This window comes from uncultured Mucilaginibacter sp. (assembly GCF_903913935.1).
Taxonomy (GTDB): domain Bacteria; phylum Bacteroidota; class Bacteroidia; order Sphingobacteriales; family Sphingobacteriaceae; genus Mucilaginibacter.
Genome location: NZ_CAIWNH010000025.1, coordinates 1 through 2,790, shown reverse-complemented (window position 1 = coordinate 2,790; position 2,790 = coordinate 1). Strand labels below are relative to the sequence as shown.

The following is a 2,790-nucleotide window of genomic DNA, read 5'->3' as shown; positions in this document are numbered from 1 at the left end:
TTTATCGTTTTTGGTTTGCATGGTATGCTAAAAGTAAATAAATTTTGCAATCAGCAAACCGCTTGTTGAAGAACTAATTGGGCGGCTAGGCAATAAAAAACGAAAAAATGGCTTAAAACATCATAATGATGTAGACGCTAATTAGCTAATGACGATAGTCAAAATTAAGAATTTATTAACATTAACCATAAATATAAGCAATAATGTTAAAATAATTTAACTTTTACTATATTATTGACAATAGTAAATTATTGATAGCCTTACTATTGTTATATTTGTAATAAGGGGCAACAGTAATTGCCTGCACATCATTTAAAATAGAATAATATGAAACACGGACTATTAATTGATATGGACGGTGTGATTTACAGCGGTGAGGACCTGATACCGGGTGCCGATCGCTTCATCGCCAATCTGCTTAAAAATAATATACCTTTTACTTTTATGACCAATAACAGCCAACGCACCCGGTTAGAGGCTGTACGTAAATTAAAACGCCTGGGTATTGAAGTAAGTGAAGAACATGTTTACACCAGCGCCATGGCTACCGGCAAGTTTTTGGGCGACCAAAGTCCAAATGGTACCACTGCCTATGTATTGGGCGAGGGCGGTTTACTGACCAGCTTACACGAAAACGGCGTAACCCTGGTTGACTCAGACCCGGAATTTGTGGTTTTAGGTGAAGGCCGGAATTTTACGCTGGAAATGGTGCAACGTGCGGTAGATATGATTTTGGCCGGAGCCAAGTTTATTACTACCAACCGCGACCCCTCCCCGAAGAAGCCGGGATGGAACAACCTTGGCATAGCTGCAACCACAGCGATGATTGAAGAAGCAACAGGCCGCAAAGCCTTTGTAACGGGTAAACCCAGTCCGGTAATGATGCGGTCGGCCCGCAAATATTTGGGCCTGGAAACTGCAGAAACAACCGTTATTGGCGACACCATGGAAACGGATATTCAGGGAGGCGTTCAAATGGGTTATAAAACCATTTTGGTACTTTCGGGCATAGCCACTAAAGAAACCCTTAGCCACTACGCATTCAAACCTGATATGGTAGCAAGCTCGGTGGATAAGATAGAGTTTCCCTTGAAATGGTGGGGAGTTTGAAGTAATTAGTCTTTAGCCTTGAGTCTATGACATGCCAAATGCTCGCTATCGTTCTAAAAGCTGAGGATGATATCCGGCGCATCAAAATATCGGTATAGCTTTTTGGTGCGTTGTCATGCTGAGCCCTGTCGAAGCCCCTGTGCAAAGGCCCAACGCACGCCGCCCTTCGACGGGCTCAGTATGCCCCCACCGCGCTTGTTAATTCCGAATCAAATCTAATTTATGACGCTAGCTGTTTAGTTTTAACTTCACCGGTCTGATCAACCAGCTTTTCCTGTTTTTTTCGGCGAGGAATAGCCGGTAAAAGAAGAAAATTGTAAGCGTTACAGTAATGCCGGTAATAGCTACGCTTGATAGTGTTTTGCTGAGATCTATAAGCAAACCATCGCGGCCCCAGGCGCCAAAACCAAACAATGCAGGAACACGGTACCAGTAATAGCAGGAAACTGCCGCAGCTGCAAACAGCCCGGTTAGTTTGCGTTCGTATTTGGTTTGAATTATGGCTATTATTAAACTGTAAATAGCCAGCGTCGCCAGCAGCCCCAACATCGGCATTTGATAAACGGCAAAAAAACTTCCGATGCTGCTTATTGACGCAGCATCCGGTACATGAAACCATCCCCAGATAAAACCTGGCAGTCCACCAGTTATCAATAGGGCGCTGATTCGGTTCCAGGTTGTTTTTTTGGTAGACTCAGGACCGAAGTTAGCAGTTGAATCAGGGCATGGTGCTACGCAATGCATGCATTTGTCGCACTGGGCATTTGGTAGAGTTAAAAACACGTTACCGCCATACAACTTTTCTACAGGATGTATAGGGCAAAGACCCGAGCACCAGGCGCTTTTCCATTCGTAAAAAAAACCGAGTGACACCCCGATCACGGCCATAGCGATAATAAGCATCGCCGTAGCAGGCCCATTGGTATTGAATACTGCGTGACGCAGCGGCACGATGATATAGAGCGCCGCAACCGCCACAAGGCCGAAGATGCCCGATTGTTTTGCTGTCAGCTTCTTTCTTTTTGAGAAGCCCAATCGCCTGGGCATCAAATTGGTAGTAGCCAAAGGGCACACATTTCGCCACAATCCGGGGGCAATTACCAGTAATGCAGGCGCAAGGGGTATCAAAATATCCCAGAACAGCACAATGCCAACAGACGGGAAAATTAAAAGACAGGTTAAAATGGCAGCACCAACCAACCAGACTGCAGTTTGTACCAATCGCCAGACAAGGACAGAACGTTCCGATAATTGAATTTGTTTTTTTGTAGCAGTTGGAGCCATGCGGTTTAATTTGGCAACCAAAATACTACTCAACAGGTCGTCTAAAAAATGACCTGCGTCATCAATATGGATTTAATTTAAAAAAAGCAGGAAAAATCATTCAAACTGTCCCTGCTTTATAACAAGGAGATTGAATGCTCCGATGTTCGCAGTTTGAAATTTAGGACGCGTTTACTTAATGCAGAACAACGCACAGCATTAAGGCTTGAATACGCCCTGCATAGCCTCGTGCGGCATACTCGTACCAGTAGAGTCTGTCTTGTCCTGAAATAGGTTTACACAACAGTAAACAAAAATGGAGAGATATTCAAAAGTGTTTGGCAGTAAATGGCAAAGCCAGTACAGCGAAGAGTTTAAGCGTAAGATTTGTCGGGAATATTTAGACGGATCGGATAG

At 44.1% G+C, this 2,790-nt stretch carries 2 protein-coding genes; one reads left to right on the top strand and one right to left on the bottom strand.

What is annotated here, in order from left to right; translation table 11 throughout:
* Nucleotides 1–327 precede the first annotated feature (327 nt).
* Nucleotides 328–1,110, top strand: coding sequence for an HAD-IIA family hydrolase (locus tag QZY09_RS00985; protein WP_295666971.1), 783 nt, complete (start codon nt 328–330; stop codon nt 1,108–1,110).
* A gap of 228 nt (nt 1,111–1,338) precedes the next feature.
* Here the strand turns inward: QZY09_RS00985 and QZY09_RS00980 are convergent, their stop codons facing one another.
* On the bottom strand, nt 1,339–2,394 hold the full coding sequence (locus QZY09_RS00980) for a hypothetical protein (protein ID WP_295666967.1): 1,056 nt from the start codon (nt 2,392–2,394) through the stop codon (nt 1,339–1,341).
* Nucleotides 2,395–2,790: the final 396 nt, after the last annotated feature.